Source organism: Bacillus cereus, from assembly GCF_025917685.1.
Taxonomy (GTDB): domain Bacteria; phylum Bacillota; class Bacilli; order Bacillales; family Bacillaceae_G; genus Bacillus_A; species Bacillus_A cereus_AT.
In genome coordinates this window covers 487,498-505,108 of record NZ_CP089518.1, presented here as the reverse complement: position 1 = coordinate 505,108, position 17,611 = coordinate 487,498, and the positions used below count along the sequence as shown (strand labels likewise).

Below are 17,611 nucleotides of genomic sequence, written 5' to 3'. Positions count from 1 at the left end.
GTAAATTTCTCCGCTTATTCTTTACAAAAATATGGATATTCTATCTTCAGTATACTCTGTTCCGAATATATACTCTAGATTTTATTATAAAGTGAAACTTTAATCAGTGGGGGGTTTTTCGTCCCCCGCTAATTATTAGCCTTCACCAATCGGGTGTTTACTGTCCACAAATAGCGGGATAAAGAAACAAAAAGTCTAATCCAATATTTGGATTAGACTGCTTTTAAAATATGTTTTGCATGCTCAACATTTTCTTCTGTCGGTGGATTCACATCCGCAAGTGGATACTTATGCCCAAGTGCCTCCCATTTATAAACACCGAGTTTATGATATGGCAACACTTCCACTTTCTTAACATTCGATAGACTTTGAATAAAACTTGATAATTTTTGCAGATCCTCTTCACCATCGGTAACACCAGGAACCAATACATGTCTTACCCAAATTGGTTTCTTTTTATCCGATAAATAACGAGCAAATTGTAAAATGTGTTCATTTGGTTTCCCTGTTAATTTACGATGTTTCTTTGAATCAATATGCTTCAAATCCAATAAAACTAAATCTGTATAATCCATTAACATATCTAGCTTATTTTGGAATTCTGGTTCTTCAGAATAACAACCGCCAGAAGAATCGATCGTTGTATGGATACCAGCTTCTTTACACTTTTTAAACAACTCAATTAAGAAGTCTAGCTGTAATAGTGGCTCTCCACCGCTAACTGTTATACCGCCTCCAGAAGCTTCAATAAATGGAAGGTAACATGTCACATCCTGCATCACTTCTTCAACTGTTATTTCTTTACCCTTACCGATTTCCCACGTATCAGCATTATGACAATATTGACAACGTAATAAACACCCTTGTGTAAATATGACATAACGAATCCCTGGGCCATCAACAGTACCACAAGACTCTACAGAATGTATTCTTCCTTTTACCATGTTACTTCCTCCTTTATTGAAACAGCCCCCCTCCGCTATATAGATTAAAAGCGGAGGGACACTTTTTTCACTTACATGCTTTCATGCATTGTACGGTTAATTACATCAATTTGTTGTTCACGAGTTAATTTAATAAAGTTAACAGCGTAACCAGATACACGAATTGTTAATTGTGGATATTTTTCAGGGTGCTCCATTGCATCCATTAATGTTTCACGATTAAATACGTTAATATTTAAGTGATGTCCTTCTTTTATTGCATATCCATCAAGCATAGATACTAAGTTGCGTACTTGTACATCATCTTCTTTACCAAGTGCTTTTGGAATAATAGAGAATGTATTTGAAATACCATCTTGTGCATCTTCATATGGTAATTTAGCTACAGATAATAATGACGCCAATGCACCTTTTGTATCACGGCCATGCATTGGGTTTGCACCCGGTGCAAATGGTTCTCCAGTACGACGGCCATCTGGAGTGTTACCAGTTTTCTTACCGTATACGACGTTAGATGTAATTGTTAAGATTGACATTGTATGAACAGAGTTACGGTATGTTTTATGTTTGCGAATCTTGTTCATAAATGTTTTCACAAGATTTACTGCGATTTCATCTACACGATCATCATTGTTACCGTATTTAGGGAAATCCCCCTCAATTTCGAAGTCAACTGCAATACCATTTTCATCACGAACTGGTTTTACTTTTGCGTATTTAATTGCACTTAATGAGTCTGCTACTACAGACAATCCTGCGATACCTGTTGCCATTGTACGAAGAACATTTGTATCATGAAGCGCCATTTCAATACGTTCGTAGCTATATTTATCGTGCATGTAGTGGATAACATTTAATGTGTTTAAATATAGACCTGCTAACCATTCCATTGTCATATCAAACTTATGCATAACTTCTTCGTAATCTAATACTTCAGAAGCAATTGGTGCATACTCAGGACCAACTTGCGCTTTCGATTTTTCATCTTTACCGCCATTAATCGCATATAGTAATGCTTTCGCTAAGTTTGCACGTGCTCCGAAGAACTGCATTTGTTTACCAATTCTCATTGCAGATACACAACAAGCAATACCGTAGTCATCGCCGTAATCAGGACGCATAATGTCATCATTTTCATATTGAATTGCTGATGTTTTAATAGACATTTTCGCACAGTAGTTTTTAAAGTTCTCTGGTAATTGTTTAGACCAAAGAACTGTTAAGTTTGGTTCTGGAGCTGGTCCTAAATTATCTAATGTATGCAAGAAACGGAATGAGTTTTTTGTTACTAACGGACGACCGTCTAACGCCATACCACCGATAGATTCAGTTACCCAAGTTGGATCACCAGAGAATAGTTCATTATAATCAGGTGTTCTTGCGAATTTCACAAGACGTAACTTCATAATGAAATGATCCACGATTTCTTGTGCTTCTTCTTCTGTTAAAGTACCATTTGCTAAATCTCTTTCAATGTAAACATCTAAGAATGTAGATGTACGTCCAAGACTCATTGCTGCCCCGTTTTGCTCTTTAATTGCTGCAAGATAAGCAAAGTATAACCATTGGAAAGCCTCTTGTGTATTTGTAGCTGGCTTAGAAATATCGAATCCATGAGAAGCAGCCATCTGTTTTAACTCTTGAAGTGCACGCATTTGCTCAGATAATTCTTCGCGTAAGCGCATTGTCTCTTCGCTCATTACACCACCAGTTAAATTAAAATCAGCTTTTTTCGCTTCAATTAAACGATCTATACCATATAATGCTACGCGGCGATAATCACCGATAATACGTCCACGTCCATATGCATCTGGAAGACCAGTAATAACACCTGACTTACGAGCCGCTTTCATTTCTGGTGTGTATGCATCAAATACACCTTGATTATGAGTTTTACGCCAGTCTCTGAAAATACTGCTAAGTTCTTTATCCATTTCATATCCATACGCTTCACAAGCTTGTTCCGCCATACGAATACCACCATATGGTTGTAAAGAACGTTTAAATGGTTTATCAGTTTGGAAACCGACCACTTTCTCAATATCTTTATTTAAATATCCTGGTTCATGTGATGTAATAGAAGAAACAATTTTTGTATCCATATCAAGAACGCCACCGTTTTCACGTTCCTTTGTTGTTAAATCCATTACTTGATCCCAAAGTTTCTTCGTTGCTTCAGTTGCCTCCGCTAAGAAAGAGTCCTCTCCCTCGTAAACGTTTACATTATTTAAAATGAAATCGCGAACATCAATCTCTGCTTTCCATTTTTCACCTTTAAAGTTTTCCCATGCGTTTTTAACATTTTCTAATACTTGAGTCATCCTAATCTCCTCCATTTTTGATTAGTACAGGACTAAGATTTTTTATATAACAGCTTACACACTTAGAATACTACTTTTTGGCGAAAGTGAACGAAATAGTTGTGACATGTTTGTGAAATGTTGAGCAAACTACTATATGTATAGTGTTAACTTCACTTAAAAGTCTTTATAATTAACCCTTTCCTTAATTGTATTTTTTTGGTATCCTTATATACGAGTCCTATTTTGTAATATAAGAACAATACCCATTGTAGAGCTGTAATACTCTTATCTCCTAATCTGTTATAGTTTTTATAACAGAACAAAAAAGTGTACATATGTTGTACACTTTTTTTGTTACTACTCTAAAACATCTCTTTTTCTATTCCCATCATAGAATCCACCACGACTGCCTTCTAATACAATTAATTGCTCTAATCCTTCTATATGATCACCTATAATACGCAAAACAGCTGGAGGATGACCTATTTTTGCAAAATGTTCATTGGGACGAATACGATTCATCTTATCTACCTCTATACGACTTACACATGCAATTTCGAATCCTGACAGAATAGCTTTCACTTGTGCTACACACGGTGACAGTAAAGATCTATACCCGATTTCTTTCAAACACTTACGGCTAAACGCATTCGGTACAGCGATAAGAGAGCCTACTCCTAGATCTTTTCTATCACAAGCTAAATTTAATGCATATTTAAATGCAGTTACAAGATGAAGCGGTACTCTTAAATCTAAATAATGATTTAGATCATTTAATGCGACATCCATTCCATCTGCAATAGCTTTTGCGAAAGGATATAATTCTCTAGCCGGAATAACAAAGTCACCGTCTATAAACAACACAATATCCCCTTTTGCAAAATAAGTTCCAAGTGAACGCCCTACATCGTTTCCAAGTGCTTCTTTATATACAATTGTTGTTGCTCCCTTTTCTTTTGCAATCGTTACTGTTTGATCAGACGACCCATTTACAACAACGATAATTTCAAAAGGTTCAATTTTGCGAATCTCTTCTATAACATTTCCAATCGTTTTTTCTTCATCTTGTACAGGAATAATGACCGATAATTGCTTTCCTTTATACAACTTAGATGTAACGCCCCATCCTTGATAAAAATCTTCGAAACTTAACGTATGATAGACACTTTCTCTTTTCCTATTTCCGTCATAATATCCTCCGCGCTCATCACTGCCTACTATCCGCTCCGCTACAGCTTCTATATGATCACCTATCATCCGTTTTTCAGATGGAGAAAGACCCGTGCCATACGCAGCATGCTCAGTCGGCCGAAATTTATTTGGCGTAATAACATCAATTGCACAATGACGACTAATTCTCCATTTACTTTGAACTAGGCGTAAATGAGCCACAATAGGATTAACAAAACATTCATATCCAATACTTTGAACAACTTCTTTCGTCAACGCATGAGGTACGGATAATAAAGAATCAATTTTTAACGCTTCACGCTCTAACATTGCATTTAATATTTGACGCCATACTGTCACAGAGTGCGGTTTTTGTTTTTTTAAAAATAGTGCGTCCAAATTATTTAAAACGATGTCGGCCTGATCATGTAAAATTGGATTTAGGAATAATTGTAATTTTGAAGTTTGAATAGCAAAATCTCCATCTATAAATAGTAATACATCACCTATGGCGTGTTTTGCGCCAACTGCACGACCAACATCATTCCCTAGTAACTCTGTATACTTGATTACTTTACATCCTAATCGATCAGCAACCTCTTCTGTACCATCATTACAACCGTTTGCTACTACAATAATCTCTACTGGATTTAATCCTTTTACCGATTGAATAACGTCTGAAATCGTATCCACTTCATTACATACAGGTATAATAATTGATAGCGACTTAGCCATTATTTTCTTCACGAAACCACTTAATAGTTTCTTTCAATCCTTGTTCCCACGTTACTGTCGCTTGAAACTGCACAAGTTCTTTTAATTTCGTTACATCCGGTCTTCTATTTGGAATTTCTTCAAAGCCATATGGGTATACCTCTTCGAAAGGAACTTGGACAATCTTTGAAGAAGATTTCGTTAGCTTTTTAATTACTTCTGCTACTTCTTTTATACTTTTTTCATTCTCAGAACCTATATTAATAATCTCACCATTTACCTTCTCATCCATCGCTCGAATCGTTGCCTCTACCGCATCACTTACATGCGTAAAGCAACGCGTCTGCATTCCATCTCCATATACAAGGATGTCTTCTCCTTGCAAGGCCGCACTGATAAATCGTGGGATTACCCCTGCATACGGACCATCTTTCGCTCTTGGACCATAAATATTAAAATAACGAACAACCGTTATAGGTAAACCTTCTAAAGCGTATCCTAAACATAATGTTTCTTCTAACGTTTTACACACCGCATAACTCCAACGTATTTTAGAAGTTGCCCCGTATAATCGATCCCCCTCTTCAGAGAAGGGTGGCTTTGCCTTACCATATACTTCTGAAGTAGACGCAAAGACTACTTTCTTCTTTCCTTTTAGCGCTGCTTGTAAAATGTTTCTCGTTCCATCAAAATTCGTTTCAATAAGCTCTATACTCTTTTCCATTGTCGTTTTTACACCTAAAATTGCCGCTAAATGAAATACTACATCATGTTGATTTACTAATTCATAAATAGAATTTTTATCTAAAACACTTATTGGAATAACCCGAATTTCTTTCATTAACTCATCATGATATTTATTTTTTCCTTTATAGAAGTTATCAACGATTGTGACCACATAACCTCTTTTCACCAGCTCTTCAGCTAAATGCGATCCAATAAATCCTGCCCCACCTGTAATTAAACATTTCTTACTCATACACTCACCTTCTTTATAATTCCACGTGTATCTATTAATCGCTCAATTCCTTTAAATAGATTCCAATCGATATTAGAGTGATCCGTTACAATTAAAATACAATCCGCTTCTTTAATTATTTGTTCATCTAATGGGACGGATTGATATAGTGTATCTCCAATTTTCGCTGTAGAAATATACGGATCATGATATTCTATCTTGTATCCTTCTTTTATTAATAATTGAATAATTGGCAACGCTGGTGATTCTCTCAAATCATTTACATCTTTCTTATATGCAATCCCTACAATTAAAACCGTTGCTGGTGATTGCATCACACCTTTTACTTTCCCGATTATTTTCTCTGGCATTTCTTCATTAATTACATGTGCTGCCTCAATTAATTGACTAATTGCTCCAGCCTTTCTTATTCTCCATTGAAAATACAAAGGATCTACCGGGATACAATGTCCCCCTATTCCTGGACCTGGCCAATACGGAGTAAATCCAAACGGTTTTGTAGATGCAGCTTCAAGCGCCTCATAAAAATTAATATTCAAACTTTCACAAAGTATATTTAACTCATTTACTAATGAAATATTAACTAAGCGCTGAATATTTTCAAATAGCTTACACATCTCGGCTACTTTCGGAGAGCTAACTGGAACGACTACATCAAATATAGTGCTATACAAATCCTGTACTTTTTGTTTACACTGCTCGGTTTGTCCACTAATAACTTTTGGAATTGTTTCGACTGAATACTGGCTATTCGCTGGATCAATTCGCTCTGGAGAATACCCAATATAATAATCTTCTCCTACCTTTTTACCTGTTTGAGAAATAATAGGAATGATAACTTCCTCCAGTGTACCTGGATATGTGGAGCTTTCAAAAATGAAGGTTTGTCCTTTTTTAAGGTGTTGTTGTATATAATAAGAGGCTGAAACGAGGGCACTTAAATCGGGTTCTTTATTCTCATTAATTGGCGTTGGCACAGTCACAATAACATACTCACTATTTTGGAACTCCGTAACACCTTTATCTGGTGTATTTACTATTAATTTTCTCTCGTTCAATAAATTTTGTAATACGCTAGAAGAAACATCAGGAATATAACTTTCTCCTTTGATTATTAATTCTATCTTCCTAGTATCTTTATCTAATCCAAGTACAGCATGTCCTCTTTCTGCAAAAAGGACAGCCAAAGGAAGACCAACATATCCTAATCCAATAATGGTTACTTTACTACTAGCATCCATCTATATTTTCTTCTTCCTTTCTCAATTGTTGAATTATATCTCTATCCCGCTCTCCATCTGTAAATCCTCCGCGTTCGTCCTTATATTGTAATAAATACGCAATCGCCTCAAGCTGATCACCAAAAATACGGTCAAATGCTGGAATACGTCCATTTACAAACCCATGTTGCTCTGGGCGTACTCGATTTGTTTTTATAACATCTACAAATTCCACTGCTGTAATAGAACACTCTTCTAAAATAGCTTTCATTTGAGCTAATGGTGGAATGATAAGAGAATCATACCCAATTTTCTCTATTACCTTTTTACGCATAGCATGTGGTACTGCCGTTAACGAGTTGTTCCATAAGTCTGGTCGTTTTGCTACCAAATTCACGAAATATTTCCCCATACTAATTGGATCTGCTGGATGAAACATATCTAACAAACATTGCAAATCATTTAACGCCACATCATTCCCGTCTTCAATAGCATGCAAAAATGGAATTAGTTTTTTTGCCGGAATAGCAAAGTCACCATCAACAAATAAACAAATATCTGCCGTAGCATGCATAGCCCCTATCGCTCGTGCTACATTATGTCCAAGCGCCTTCGTGAATTCCACTACAATAACATTCTCTAACTTTGCTTGTTTAATCGTCTCATCATCTGCTCCATTCGCAACAACTATAATTTCATCTACACCTGCTTTTTTCACTTCTTGTATAACAGATCTGATAGTCATTTTTTCTTCTGACACTGGTATAATCGCACTATATTTCGCCTTTTCCTTTTGTAATAAAGCTGGTTTATACTTCCCTATAAACTCTCTATCCCTGTTTCCCTCCGAAAAACCGCCACGTTTACCATATGTTTCGATTACATATTGCAAAGCACGTAAATGATCACCCATAATACGACTAGTCGCTTTCGGATAAGGAGAACCAGGTGATGTGCCAGTATGCACAGGACGAATTTTATTTGTGTGAATTACATCGACCGAAGCCATATCGACAATATCTACTCCTCTAGACATCGCCATTGCTTGAAATAATGCTGGATCTGCTAAATTCCACCATCCAAGCCTCTTGATAACTTCTCTACTCATCGCATGTGGAATTGCGATTAAAGATCCGACAACAAGCTCTTTTTTATTCAAATAACGATTCAACATACATTTTCCAACTGTCGTATAATGTGGTCTCACCTTTAAATACACAGACCAAGTTAAATTATTCACAACAATTTGATGCCCCTGCTGGATTCCTTTCACAAAACGTTGTAGCTCTATATTATCAATAACGATATCACCATCTAAAAATAATACGATGTCACCTTTTGCTTCTCTAGCTCCAATTGCCCGTCCAACATCATTGCCAAGAGAATATTTATAATAAATTACATGGCAATGATGTTGGACGGCTATTTCCTTTGTCTCATCTGTCGATCCATTATCTACTACGATAATTTCATAAGGCTCGAGCTTCTCCACTTCTACTAAAACTTGTGATAAAGTACTTGCTTCATTATGCACTGGAATAACAACTGATACTTTCATACTTGCATCACTCTTACCCTTCCAAGCGAACATAAGAAATAATAGGCATGCGTACAAGTACATCTTCCGGTGGTCCATAAGAAGGAGAAGTACGAACACTTACTGCTCCATCCGTCACAGATAAAAGAATGCCTGCAACAATTTCTACAGCTGTCACAACTTGCACTAACTCACCAACATGGTTACGCAATTCATCAGTAAATAACATATATAAGTCTCCTTTCTTACACTTCTTTAATTGATATAATACTTGTAAATGGTAATAAAACTTCAGTTCCTATTCCTTCTTGTAGTGTTAAGAAATCGTCACCAACTGCTACAATAACACCCGTTAACTGTCCAACTGTCACAGTAATTTCGACGTTTTTACCTAAATACTGCTTTGCAATTTCTTTAAATGGTGATGTATTACATTCTTTTAAAATGTTACAAATAATAGATTGGAATTGACTTGATTCTATAAAATCTTCCGTAGCTTGCTTAGAATTTCTTTGAATAAACTTTGCGAAGTTTTGTGAAAATAAAAGTCGTTCCACAGCAGGCAGTAACTTGTCATCTAAAAAATAGCCTAATTGTCTATTAAACAGTCGGGATAATTTATGCCAATATTTTCTGAACAGACACATATGCTTCTCCTCCTATTATTTTTAAAGTATAAAATTTACATCCATACATCTTAATTTATACAAAGCAGGCTTTTTTTGTGATAGGTAAGGCATACATTTTCTAGAATATATTGATTATTTTTGTATTACATTAAGTAATAATTGTGGATATATTTCCTGAGCATGAAAAAAGACTATCCAAAAGGATAGTCTTTTACACTTCAATATTCCGCAACATCGTATAAATATCGTTATTCACTTTTCCAAATGATTTAATGTTATTTTGAATGTTAGATAATAAAACCACATATACACTGCCATTTTTACTAAAACCATTTAAGCAATTCCAACCTGGCATTACACCATGATTTGAATAGCTTCCTGGATCTACATACCAGCCAAATCCATAATCCTTTTTCACGGCTGTAAACATTTGATTATAACTCTCTTTTGAAATTAATTTTCCAGAAAAGAGTGCTTCATTAAATAAATATAAATCATGTGCGCTCGTATATATATCACCACAACCATATAGTTGTGACATGCTCGGAATATTAGGTGTTGTCATATTGTTATTCACTATTTTATAACCCGTTGATGGGAATCTTGTTTGTTCCAACGCTGTACCAAAACCAGAATGTTTCATACCCGCAATCGCAAAAATATGTTGTTTTATATATTCTTCGAGCGACTGTCCACTTACCTTCTCAGCAATGTAAGCAAGTATAGAGTAGTTCGAATCGGAATACTTCCATTTCTCTCCTGGACTCCCGATACGCTTTTGATTTCCTATCCGCTTTATCAGTTCTTCATGAGAAATATCCTCTTTTCCCTGCTCATATTCCGGAATGCCTGATGTATGTGTTAATAAATGTTTTAACTGAATGCTATTACCTTGAGGAAAGTCTGGAATATACTTTGCAACTGTATCCTCTACTTGTAACTTATTTTGATCTTTTAATTGCATAATAGCAGTCGCTACAAATGCTTTTGAAATAGAACCAATATAAAAGGTCGTCTCTGAATTATTCGGCACTTGCTTCTCTTTATTCGCCATGCCGTATCCTTTATTCACAAGAACTTTCCCATTCTTCACAATAACAGCTGTCCCACTAAATCCCATGCTCTGTAAATATTGATCCAATTGAGCATTTTCATTAATTTCTTGAGGTGGTCCCTCAGCAGGCTTCTCCACAGCTTGTGCTTGCTTCACTTGTTTTTCCTGCTCTTTTTGTTTTTGTACTTCTTGCTTCTTTTTTTCTTCTTCTTTCTTTTTTAGCTCTTCTTGTTTTTTCATTTCTGCTGCCGCTTTTAAAGTTTCCTCTTTCTTATTATGCGCAACAATTTTTGTATACATGAAATATACAAGTGATAATAGTAAGACGAGAATGATTGTTCTTTTTATGTATACAATCGGCCGACGTGCTTTCCCATTCGCATTATTTTTTTCCTGATCCATGATTGCCTTTTTCCCCTTATTTACCGATAATTTAATTCACCTACATAAGACTTTTTCCAAATCATTTCAGTAGATTATAGACACTCCATTCTATGTCATCCCTACTTTATCACGCGCTGAACATATTACCAACCTATATGTGTAAAAAAGAAAAAGAAAATTTACAAAAGTAAGATTCCCTTTAAAATTTCAACATAATAAAAGAGGATATCCTGTAAAAGACTGGTGTTATCAATCTTTTTGGATATCCTCTTATCTAACTATTTATACGTGTTTTTTCATATCATCGGCAACAGATTCAACATTTGTACCTACGATAACTTGTACACTTGTGTTACTTAATTTCATAACACCTTTTGCACCAGCACGTTTTAATGCTGCTTCGTTTACTTGACCAGCATCTTTCACTTGTAAGCGTAAACGTGTTGCACAGTTATCAATAACTGTTAAGTTTTCTTTTCCACCTAAAGCTGCTACGTAAGTTTCACCAATTGAGCCTGCAACTGGTGCATCACCCTCTTCAGCTAACTCATCGTCATCTTCACGACCAGGAGTTTTTAAATCGAACTTCTTAATTAAGAAGTAGAATACAACGAAGTAAATTGCTGCGTAAATTAAACCGATTCCGGCTAGCAGTACTGGTTTTGTTGCAATACCAAAGTTTAAAACGTAATCGATTGCACCGGCACTAAATGAGAAACCATCGTGAATGCCAAGTGTTGTTGTAATGAATAAAGAAAGACCTGTTAACACTGCATGAATACCGTATAATACTGGTGATAAGAACATGAATGAGAATTCAATTGGTTCTGTAATACCAGTTAAGAATGAAGTTAATGCTAGACCACCTAACATACCTGTAACCATCTTACGTTTCTCTGGTTTAGCAGCCGCAATCATTGCGAAACACGCTGCTGGTAAACCGAACATCATGATCGGGAAGAAACCAGTCATGAACATACCTGCTGATGGATCTTTTGCAAAGAAGCGTGCAATATCACCATGAACGATATCACCAGCTGCATTTGTAAAGTCACCAAGTACAAACCAGAAGTATGTGTTCATTACATGGTGTAAACCGATTGGGATTAATAAACGGTTTAATAATCCGAATAAACCAGCACCAACTGAACCTAAGTTCACGATGCCGTGTGCTACCGCATCAATACCACTTTGAATTGTTGGCCAAACTTGACCGAATACTAATCCTAAAAGAAGCATTACAATAGAAGTAATGATTGGTACGAAACGTTTCCCCGCAAAGAAACCTAACCATTCTGGTAATTTAATCTTATGGAATTTGTTATATAGTAATCCAGCAACAACCCCAGCAATAATACCACCAAGTATGGCCATATTTATTTTCGGCGTTAACGCCGCTGCTTTTGAAACTTTTGTCATTGTATCTGCTAATTTAGTTGGATCTACTGAACCGACTAAATCTTGAACACTTTTTAATTTATCATTCAGCTCTGCTGCTGAATACGCCTTACTTAAAGCATTCGTTGTATTTTGTAAAACAAGATATCCGATTGCCCCAGCAAGTCCAGCTGCTCCACTACCATCAATAGACAAACCGATTGCAACACCAATTGCAAAAATAAGTGCTAAATTATCAAAAATTGCTGCACCGGCCTGTGCCATAACAGGAATATTAAATACGTCTTCTTGTCCTAAACGAAGCAATAATCCTGCTGCTGGTAGTACGGCGATTGGAAGCATTAACGCTTTACCAATACGTTGTAAAAACTGCAACATTTTAATTCCCCCTATCAAATTTATGAAATCGTTATCATTATAAGTACGCTTTAGAAAACGCTTTCTATTACATAATCATAATAACATATAGTTGTATAGATGTGTAGTTTTTATTTTCGAACTTTTTATGGATAAGTTTTCTATTTCCAAACTGTTATATAAAAGGGAAATTCTCCTTGTTAGCTACACAATACACAGACAAAAAAACTTATTATAACACAAATAACTTTCGTTTTATCATTCCACTTTTTCATGTTATTATTTATTTCCGAGCATATCGGGAAAAGTAAACTTAGTTAATTCGAAATAGGAGCGTTGGTACTATGCAGTGCATTGAAACAAACAACTTACAACAGTTGTTAGAACAAGTAAAACCATATACGAAAAAAGGAAAACTTGCTACTTATATCCCCGAACTAGGAAATGCAAATCCAGATGATCTAGGGATTGCCATTTTCCATAAAGAAACAGAATATATCCATGCTGGCAACTCACAAACACTATTTACTCTTCAAAGTATTTCCAAAGTAATTACACTTGCACTTGCCCTTTTAGATCGTGGTGAAGAATATGTATTTTCTAAAGTTGGAATGGAGCCAACTGGTGACCCTTTTAATTCTATTATTAAGTTAGAAACGACAAGTCCTTCCAAACCGCTTAATCCAATGATTAATGCAGGTGCACTAGCTATTACAAGCATGTTAGCTGGAAAAAATAACGAAGAAAAAATGGAGCGTATTCTTCATTTTGTACGTGAAATAACAGATAATCCTACAATTAACTATTCTTCTAAAGTTGCCAATTCAGAATTAGAGACTGCTTACTTAAACCGTTCACTTTGTTACTATATGAAACAAAACGGCATTATCGATTGTGACATTGAAGAACTTATGGATTTATACACTCGTCAATGTGCAGTTGAAGTAAACTGTATCGATTTAGCACGTATTGGTTTAATTTTTGCAATGGACGGCTACGATCCATACAAGAAAAAACAAATTATCCCTAAACATATTACAAAAATTTGTAAAACATTTATGGTTACTTGCGGGATGTATAATGAATCTGGTGAATTTGCAATTCGCGTTGGAATCCCTGCAAAAAGTGGTGTAGCGGGCGGTATTTTCGGCTGCATAAAAGGCGAAATGGGAATCGGCATTTTCGGACCCGCTTTAGATGCAAACGGAAATAGTATCGCTGGTTTTAAAATTCTTGAATTACTTTCTGCCCAAGAAGGTTGGAGTATATTTTAAATTCGGAAGTTATCCTGCTATACTAGCAGGATTTTTTATTTCACGAAAAATTTAGTTTCACCAATCATCAATAACAAAACAAAAACAATAATGAAAGTTTCGCTTTATTATGCATATTTGCTCCCCCCTCCTGAATAATATAGTACAACCTAACGCTATATGTGGAGGTGTAAAAGATGAAACTGATATTTCAAATGGAAAAACAACCTGTTCTTGAAAAGACAATTCTTCTTTTTATATTGAGTATTGTAGAAAGCTTGAAGTTAAAAGTTGTTTCACTCGATGAAGCTCACCGATACATATTCAATTTAGAGGTGCTTGAATTATTAATGGATCGGAACATCGATGATCAAGTACTAGAGCTTATTCATTTCGGAATGGGACTTGAAGACATTCATCATGTGCTTCCTGAAGAACTTGAGCATACTATCGAAGAATTAAAGTGGCTTTGCATCCAAGTATTAAGTGAGTACAGTATGCATGAAGAATCGGAACAATTAATTGAAGATATACGTTAAAAAAGCACCTATGTAGGTGCTTTTAATGTTTATTAACAAATATTTATACATAATGCACTTTTATACGATATCTACTTTACATTTACAGAAGAAAATATCCGATGTCGATATATGCGATTCATTCGAGTATTTCCGAGGAAATGCTCGAACATTGTATTTTTTATAATAACTGATCTATCCCTATAAGAATTAATAACACGCCTGCAATAACTGTAGCCCATTTCCCTAAGTATTCAGCTAAAAATCGTTTTCCTACATACGCAAAACCACTAATACAAATAAAACTAAACGCCCCAGAAATACATGCTGTAAGCCAAAGATTTAAATTTGTTACTCCAGCATCAAATCCACCTGCAATATTATTAATAGATAATGCCACCCCTAAAATGATAGCTTCAGAAAAACTAATTGTTTTAGATCCATCAAAATCTGCTTTTTCTGGATCACGTAAGATCCCCATAAGTACACTACCATCTTTAGATTCTATGGTTTCTTTTTTACTCAAAAAAGGCTGGCATAAAATAAACACTCCAATTATTCCTAAAACAATTGCCCCAATCAAATTTGCCGTAGACTCTGAAATAAATAATGCGATCCAATTCCCAAAAAATCCAGCTAATAAAGTAAATAAAAATCCAAAAAATGCAATGATAAAATTATTAAACCACGAAATTCGAATTTTACGAATGCCATATGCAATCCCAACACCTGCATTATCTAAATTAGAAGCAATTCCGATTAAAAAAATTGAAAATAGACCTGCCGTACTCATAAACAGTCACCCCTTTTTCTTACTTTTCAATGCATATTATGAAAATGTTGAGCAACTGTGCCTGTCTGTTTCATATACTTGTAATAAATGCTCAACATTTTTTCAACAATAAAAAAGGAGTGCCTTCACTATGCCTAAAGAAAATTCGAATGAGCGGCTTAGTACATTAATAAAAAAGCTTTTAAAAGAACGTGCTTTATCCATGCGCCAATTAGGAATGCTTACAAATATTGATCCCGCAACAATCTCAAGAATTATGAATGGCAAACAACCGCCAAAACAAAAACATCTACAAAAATTTGCAGAATGTCTACAAGTTCCACCACAATTGTTATTTGATGCGATGTATCCTGATTCTCCTCACATAAATAAAGAAAAGACGGATATGTACACATCTCTTGATACAATTCAGCAAACTCTGCAATCCTCTAACTTATTTGATTTCGACTACACAACAACGCGCGTAAAACAAGAACTTGAAAACTATGAACGCTATGCTCAAACAACAGAAGGTGAAAAACGTATTCACGAAAGTTTCGCAAGTAAATTAGAACAAATTGATAGCGCTGGTCCTTTTATTGAACAATTAACAGATATGTATCAACAATTTTGTACAGAAACCATTTCAACCGAAGAGCGTGCGATTCTTGGGGGTGCCTTACTATATTTCATTTTATCAACAGACATTATCCCTGATTATCTTTTTCCAATCGGCTATTTAGATGATGCAATTGCCGTTGAATTAGCTAAGGAAAAATTAATTGAAATAAAACGAAAAACATAGAAAGCATAACAAGCTATTTCAGATATTGAATTTATCCGCCTCTGAAATAGTTACAAAAAAATCGTACAAGCATACTTACTCGCACAATTCAAAAATCAAACTATTTTCTTATTTATTCATATGACACCATTCATATATAAAAGCAGTAATTACTTTTGTAAACTCAACTAACTGCTCAACTTCAACTTTCTCATTTATTGAATGAGCTTCTTCTAATGTGCCTGGTCCGTAAATAATAGCTGGAATATTAAACTCACTAAACCATCCGCCATCCGTTACTGTAGCAGACATATCTAAAGTTGCAACTTTCTGTAATATAGATTCATGTGTGGAACTTAGTTTCTGAATAGCCGGATGATTACTATCTACTTCTAAAGAGGGGAAAATCTCACCTCGATCAACAATCATTGATTCTCCGCCCCACTTAAATTGTAGTGGGTTCTCGCTTAACCATGGATCTGCTGCTGCCACTTTTCCTAAATACTCTTCTATTTCTTTTATTATTTGTTCATGCGTTTCATTTGGATAAAAGTGAACCGTTATCCATAACCGGCACTCATCCGCAATAAATGCCGCATGACGCCCTCCTTCAATGACAGCTGGATTAATTGTTGTCGTCCCTGATGGATACCCTTCATACGTTTTCATGACTGCCCAATGACGCTCTAACTCCTGTAAGCTTTGAACAATTTTCATCATTTTCTCAATAGCACTCGCCCCGAATAAACGGCCTCCAGCATGAATCATTTGTCTACGTGTTGCATCATGAAACGTTTGCGGGCTTTTCACTGTAATCCATCCAGTAATTACGCCACCCTGCCCTTGCATATGTAAATTACTTGTATCAACTACTACTGCAAAATCAGCATCATAACCACGCTTACAACATTGAAGTGTTCCTGCTTCTCCCACTTCTTCTCCAATTACCGATTGAAACATTAAGTCACCTGGCAATTCAATTCCCGCTTCTTCTAAAAGCTGAATTGCAAATAAGGCTCCAGCTAGTCCACCTTTCATATCTGCCGCGCCTCTCCCAACTAACCAACCATCTTTTATAAATGGCTCAAACGGATTTGTTTCCCACGCCTCATCTACCGATACTTCAGCTACATCCATATGGCCATTAATAATAAGACTTTTATACAACTCACTTTCCGTCCCTTTTTTTACCCCAACAACATTCGGATCATTTGGATATACATCCCATTTATCAATACTGAAATTTCGTTTTTTTAGAAACTCTGCAACAAATTCTTGCGCCTCATTTGTATTTCTCGCCGGCGGTGCTGGTGTTTCAAAACGAATTAAAGTTTTTGTGAGTTCTAGTAGCTCCTCTTTTCGTAAATCAATCTGTTCTAATAGCTGTGAAACTTCTTGATTCATTGCTAATTCCCCTTTGCATACGTAGTATGTTTCCAGCTTTATTTTCACAAAAAAAGAGACTGTTTACAATCTTACAGTCTCCAAATCAATCAATATTATAAAGTGAAACTATAATTAGTGGGGGTGTTCATCCCCACTAATTATCATTCCTCACCAATCGGGCGTTTACGGGCAGCCCGACTCCCACCTAA

15 protein-coding genes are annotated in these 17,611 nt (G+C 35.6%); 3 read left to right on the top strand and 12 right to left on the bottom strand.

What is annotated here, in order from left to right; all coding sequences use genetic code 11:
* Nucleotides 1–212: 212 nt before the first annotated feature.
* The 10 genes from pflA to nagE form a co-directional block, all read right to left on the bottom strand.
* Nucleotides 213–944 carry a pyruvate formate-lyase-activating protein gene (gene pflA, locus LUS72_RS02550; protein WP_097828890.1) on the bottom strand — a complete coding sequence of 244 codons (732 nt, stop codon included), beginning with the start codon at nt 942–944 and terminating at the stop codon, nt 213–215.
* A 71-nt stretch (nt 945–1,015) separates the two neighbouring features.
* Nucleotides 1,016–3,265 carry a formate C-acetyltransferase gene (gene pflB, locus LUS72_RS02545; protein WP_097828891.1) on the bottom strand — a complete coding sequence of 750 codons (2,250 nt, stop codon included), beginning with the start codon at nt 3,263–3,265 and terminating at the stop codon, nt 1,016–1,018.
* Between the two features lie 339 nt (nt 3,266–3,604).
* Entirely contained in the window at nt 3,605–5,152 is a 1,548-nt protein-coding gene (locus LUS72_RS02540) for a glycosyltransferase family 2 protein (RefSeq protein WP_141533327.1), read from the bottom strand.
* Nucleotides 5,145–6,110 (bottom strand): NAD-dependent epimerase/dehydratase family protein, encoded by a 966-nt coding sequence (locus LUS72_RS02535; protein ID WP_097828893.1) that lies wholly within the window; start codon nt 6,108–6,110, stop codon nt 5,145–5,147. Before LUS72_RS02535 ends, LUS72_RS02540 begins: the two co-directional genes overlap by 8 nt.
* Complete coding sequence (locus LUS72_RS02530) at nt 6,107–7,351, bottom strand: nucleotide sugar dehydrogenase (RefSeq protein ID WP_097828894.1); 1,245 nt, start codon at nt 7,349–7,351, stop codon at nt 6,107–6,109. Before LUS72_RS02530 ends, LUS72_RS02535 begins: the two co-directional genes overlap by 4 nt.
* Complete coding sequence (locus tag LUS72_RS02525) at nt 7,341–8,951, bottom strand: glycosyltransferase family 2 protein (protein ID WP_141533326.1); 1,611 nt, start codon at nt 8,949–8,951, stop codon at nt 7,341–7,343. The genes LUS72_RS02530 and LUS72_RS02525 overlap by 11 nt, the downstream gene beginning before the upstream one ends.
* Complete coding sequence (locus tag LUS72_RS02520; RefSeq protein WP_097828896.1) at nt 8,902–9,096, bottom strand: hypothetical protein; 195 nt, start codon at nt 9,094–9,096, stop codon at nt 8,902–8,904. The genes LUS72_RS02525 and LUS72_RS02520 overlap by 50 nt, the downstream gene beginning before the upstream one ends.
* Nucleotides 9,097–9,112: 16 nt before the next feature.
* Nucleotides 9,113–9,514 carry an LSm family protein gene (locus LUS72_RS02515; RefSeq protein ID WP_097828897.1) on the bottom strand — a complete coding sequence of 134 codons (402 nt, stop codon included), beginning with the start codon at nt 9,512–9,514 and terminating at the stop codon, nt 9,113–9,115.
* A gap of 193 nt (nt 9,515–9,707) precedes the next feature.
* Nucleotides 9,708–10,952, bottom strand: a complete 1,245-nt coding sequence (locus LUS72_RS02510) for a serine hydrolase domain-containing protein (RefSeq protein ID WP_097828898.1) — start codon at nt 10,950–10,952, stop codon at nt 9,708–9,710.
* Between the two features lie 264 nt (nt 10,953–11,216).
* A complete protein-coding gene (nagE, locus tag LUS72_RS02505) occupies nt 11,217–12,710 on the bottom strand; it encodes an N-acetylglucosamine-specific PTS transporter subunit IIBC (protein ID WP_097828899.1) in 1,494 nt (497 codons plus the stop codon).
* A 323-nt stretch (nt 12,711–13,033) separates the two neighbouring features.
* Here nagE and glsA point away from each other — a divergent pair, with 323 nt between their 5' ends.
* Nucleotides 13,034–13,963, top strand: coding sequence for a glutaminase A (glsA, locus tag LUS72_RS02500; RefSeq protein ID WP_097828900.1), 930 nt, complete (start codon nt 13,034–13,036; stop codon nt 13,961–13,963).
* 176 nt (nt 13,964–14,139) lie between these two features.
* Complete coding sequence (locus tag LUS72_RS02495) at nt 14,140–14,481, top strand: DUF3969 family protein (protein ID WP_000766602.1); 342 nt, start codon at nt 14,140–14,142, stop codon at nt 14,479–14,481.
* 160 nt (nt 14,482–14,641) lie between these two features.
* Here the strand turns inward: LUS72_RS02495 and ytaF are convergent, their stop codons facing one another.
* Entirely contained in the window at nt 14,642–15,253 is a 612-nt protein-coding gene (ytaF, locus tag LUS72_RS02490) for a sporulation membrane protein YtaF (protein ID WP_097828901.1), read from the bottom strand.
* 130 nt (nt 15,254–15,383) lie between these two features.
* Here ytaF and LUS72_RS02485 point away from each other — a divergent pair, with 130 nt between their 5' ends.
* Nucleotides 15,384–16,037: a helix-turn-helix domain-containing protein gene (locus LUS72_RS02485; RefSeq protein WP_097828902.1), complete on the top strand. Its 654-nt coding sequence runs from the start codon at nt 15,384–15,386 to the stop codon at nt 16,035–16,037.
* A gap of 108 nt (nt 16,038–16,145) precedes the next feature.
* Here the strand turns inward: LUS72_RS02485 and LUS72_RS02480 are convergent, their stop codons facing one another.
* Nucleotides 16,146–17,420, bottom strand: coding sequence for an acetylornithine deacetylase (locus LUS72_RS02480; protein WP_097828903.1), 1,275 nt, complete (start codon nt 17,418–17,420; stop codon nt 16,146–16,148).
* Nucleotides 17,421–17,611 lie beyond the last annotated feature (191 nt).

What these genes read in the sequence shown, in the direction of transcription:
- LUS72_RS02530 (WP_097828894.1), bottom strand. Translation starts at nt 7,351, where the DNA reads ATGGATGCTAGTAGTAAAGTAACCATTATTGGATTAGGATATGTTGGT.
- LUS72_RS02520 (WP_097828896.1), bottom strand. Translation starts at nt 9,096, where the DNA reads ATGTTATTTACTGATGAATTGCGTAACCATGTTGGTGAGTTAGTGCAA.
- nagE (WP_097828899.1), bottom strand. Translation starts at nt 12,710, where the DNA reads ATGTTGCAGTTTTTACAACGTATTGGTAAAGCGTTAATGCTTCCAATC.
- LUS72_RS02525 (WP_141533326.1), bottom strand. Translation starts at nt 8,951, where the DNA reads ATGTACTTGTACGCATGCCTATTATTTCTTATGTTCGCTTGGAAGGGT.
- LUS72_RS02485 (WP_097828902.1), top strand. Translation starts at nt 15,384, where the DNA reads ATGCCTAAAGAAAATTCGAATGAGCGGCTTAGTACATTAATAAAAAAG.
- LUS72_RS02540 (WP_141533327.1), bottom strand. Translation starts at nt 5,152, where the DNA reads ATGGCTAAGTCGCTATCAATTATTATACCTGTATGTAATGAAGTGGAT.
- pflB (WP_097828891.1), bottom strand. Translation starts at nt 3,265, where the DNA reads ATGACTCAAGTATTAGAAAATGTTAAAAACGCATGGGAAAACTTTAAA.
- glsA (WP_097828900.1), top strand. Translation starts at nt 13,034, where the DNA reads ATGCAGTGCATTGAAACAAACAACTTACAACAGTTGTTAGAACAAGTA.
- LUS72_RS02510 (WP_097828898.1), bottom strand. Translation starts at nt 10,952, where the DNA reads ATGGATCAGGAAAAAAATAATGCGAATGGGAAAGCACGTCGGCCGATT.
- pflA (WP_097828890.1), bottom strand. Translation starts at nt 944, where the DNA reads ATGGTAAAAGGAAGAATACATTCTGTAGAGTCTTGTGGTACTGTTGAT.
- LUS72_RS02515 (WP_097828897.1), bottom strand. Translation starts at nt 9,514, where the DNA reads ATGTGTCTGTTCAGAAAATATTGGCATAAATTATCCCGACTGTTTAAT.
- LUS72_RS02480 (WP_097828903.1), bottom strand. Translation starts at nt 17,420, where the DNA reads ATGAATCAAGAAGTTTCACAGCTATTAGAACAGATTGATTTACGAAAA.
- LUS72_RS02495 (WP_000766602.1), top strand. Translation starts at nt 14,140, where the DNA reads ATGAAACTGATATTTCAAATGGAAAAACAACCTGTTCTTGAAAAGACA.
- LUS72_RS02535 (WP_097828893.1), bottom strand. Translation starts at nt 6,110, where the DNA reads ATGAGTAAGAAATGTTTAATTACAGGTGGGGCAGGATTTATTGGATCG.
- ytaF (WP_097828901.1), bottom strand. Translation starts at nt 15,253, where the DNA reads ATGAGTACGGCAGGTCTATTTTCAATTTTTTTAATCGGAATTGCTTCT.